3 protein-coding genes are annotated in these 1643 nt (G+C 67.7%); 1 reads left to right on the plus strand and 2 read right to left on the minus strand.

Translation table 11 applies throughout. The features are described from left to right. Positions 1-18 precede the first annotated feature (18 nt). Complete coding sequence (locus VLK61_RS00020; RefSeq protein ID WP_325417009.1) at positions 19-666, minus strand: TetR/AcrR family transcriptional regulator; 648 nt, start codon at positions 664-666, stop codon at positions 19-21. A 71-nt stretch (positions 667-737) separates the two neighbouring features. On the opposite strand from VLK61_RS00020, the gene VLK61_RS00025 reads away from it, so the two are divergent. Further along, the gene (locus VLK61_RS00025) at positions 738-1169 is read left to right on the plus strand and encodes a nuclear transport factor 2 family protein (RefSeq protein ID WP_325417011.1); all 432 of its coding nucleotides are present in this window, start codon (positions 738-740) and stop codon (positions 1167-1169) included. Between the two features lie 34 nt (positions 1170-1203). Here the strand turns inward: VLK61_RS00025 and VLK61_RS00030 are convergent. Then, a partial coding sequence (locus VLK61_RS00030) for a glutathione S-transferase family protein (RefSeq protein WP_325417013.1) occupies positions 1204-1643 on the minus strand: 440 nt, incomplete at its 5' end.

A 1643-nucleotide genomic window follows, 5' to 3' on the forward strand; every position in this document is an offset into this window, starting at 1 on the left:
GGGGCGGCCTGAAGGCGCTCAACGTTTGCCGCGCGGCATGGCCACGGGTGCGGCCATGCCGGCGTGCAGCAACGCCATCGCCGCCCACTCCAGGGTCTTGAGCGTCTCGTCGTCGCTGGCGTGGCACACATCCTTCATGACCACGATGGCCTCGATGCCCAGCACCAGCGACAACGCCGCACGCAACCGGCGCCATTGGGCAGGCGGCAGCTGCTTGCGCACCGGCGCGAGCGCCTGATCCAGCCAGCGCATGCGTCGGCCTTCGCGCACGGCGGGTGCGGGCGCGCCCTCGCGGCGGCTCTGCAGCCAGGTGTCCAGGTAGGCACGCAGCGCGGTGCGCATCGTCACCTCCTCGGCCTGCACGATCGGGATGAAGCTGTGCAGCAGCCGGCGCAGCCGCTCTTCGGCGCTCTCGTCGCCCAGCGCTTTGAGCATCTGCTCGACCGGGGCGATGGCCGGGTTCACGGCGGCCACCTCGACCATGAGGCTTTCCTGCGTGGGGAAGTACCGGTAGGCGGTGGCGCGCGACACCTTGGCACGCTCGGCGGCCTCGGCCACACTGGGCGCGCCACCTTCGCGGATCATTTCGGCGGCGGCCGTGACGAGCGCGGCGCGCGTGCGCTCTTTCTGGTTGGCGCGCGGATCGGCTTGATTTGAGACTGACATTCCTTTATGATACTCCTGTCTCACTAGTAGACATCAGTCTATCACAACCCGTTTTCAGCAAAGGATGCCTCATGAACACCGTCACTCCCCAGCGAATGGATGAAATCATCAACCAGCACTTCATGTACGAAGCCACCGACGACGTGGACGGCGTGACCGCCAGCCTGACGCCCGACGCCGAACACGAGGTCATTCCGTCGCCCTTCGGCGTGCTGCGCGAACCGGGCCGCATCCGCCAGTTCTACAGCCAGCTTTTCACCGACCTGAAGGGCGAGAGCGTGACGCCGGTGCGCCGGCTCTACGGCGAAGGCTTCGTGGTGGACGAGACGATCTGGCATGGCCAGGTCAACGACGGGCGCCAGTTCCTTTGCGACGGCAAGAGCGGCCCGGTGAGTTTTCGCATGCTGCACGTCTTCGAGCTGCGCGGCGACAAGATCAGCCGCGAGAACGTCTGGTGCGACCTCGCGGCCATCCAGCAGCAGTTGGGCGCGCGCGCGGCCTGAGCGATCTGTCCGTCCCGGGCGAAGGCGCGACCTTCTATTTCACGCTGTAGGCAGACAACGACTCCTGACCCTCACCCTCGCGCGCGGCGATCCGTCGCGACAACTCGCTGCCGCGATCGAGCAGGAACTGTCGCAGCCGCTGCGCGTACCCGTCCGACACGGCGTGCCGCACCGAGGGCCGGCGCGCCAGTACCTCGCGCCAGGCCCGGACCTTCGGCGTGGCGCCGAAAAAGCCGTCCTCGCCGAGCTGCTCGAACACGTCGAAGTACCGGAACACCGGGCCGAACACGGCATCGACCATGCCGAAGCGCGCGCCCGCGAAGTAGGGGCCGGCGCCGGATAGCGCGTTCTCGATCTGCGCGAAGCGCGCATGCAATTCCGCGCGGCGTGCCTGCAGCGTCCGCGCGTCCGGCGCCCCATAGAAGCCGGCGATCGTGTTGAGCACCGCCGAGCCGAATTCCATCCAGCCGCGAT

The organism is Aquabacterium sp. (assembly GCF_035476535.1).
Lineage (GTDB): Bacteria > Pseudomonadota > Gammaproteobacteria > Burkholderiales > Burkholderiaceae_C > Pseudaquabacterium.

Coding starts and splice junctions, on each gene's coding strand:
- VLK61_RS00020 (WP_325417009.1), bottom strand. CDS start 666: ATGTCAGTCTCAAATCAAGCCGATCCGCGCGCCAACCAGAAAGAGCGC.
- VLK61_RS00025 (WP_325417011.1), top strand. CDS start 738: ATGAACACCGTCACTCCCCAGCGAATGGATGAAATCATCAACCAGCAC.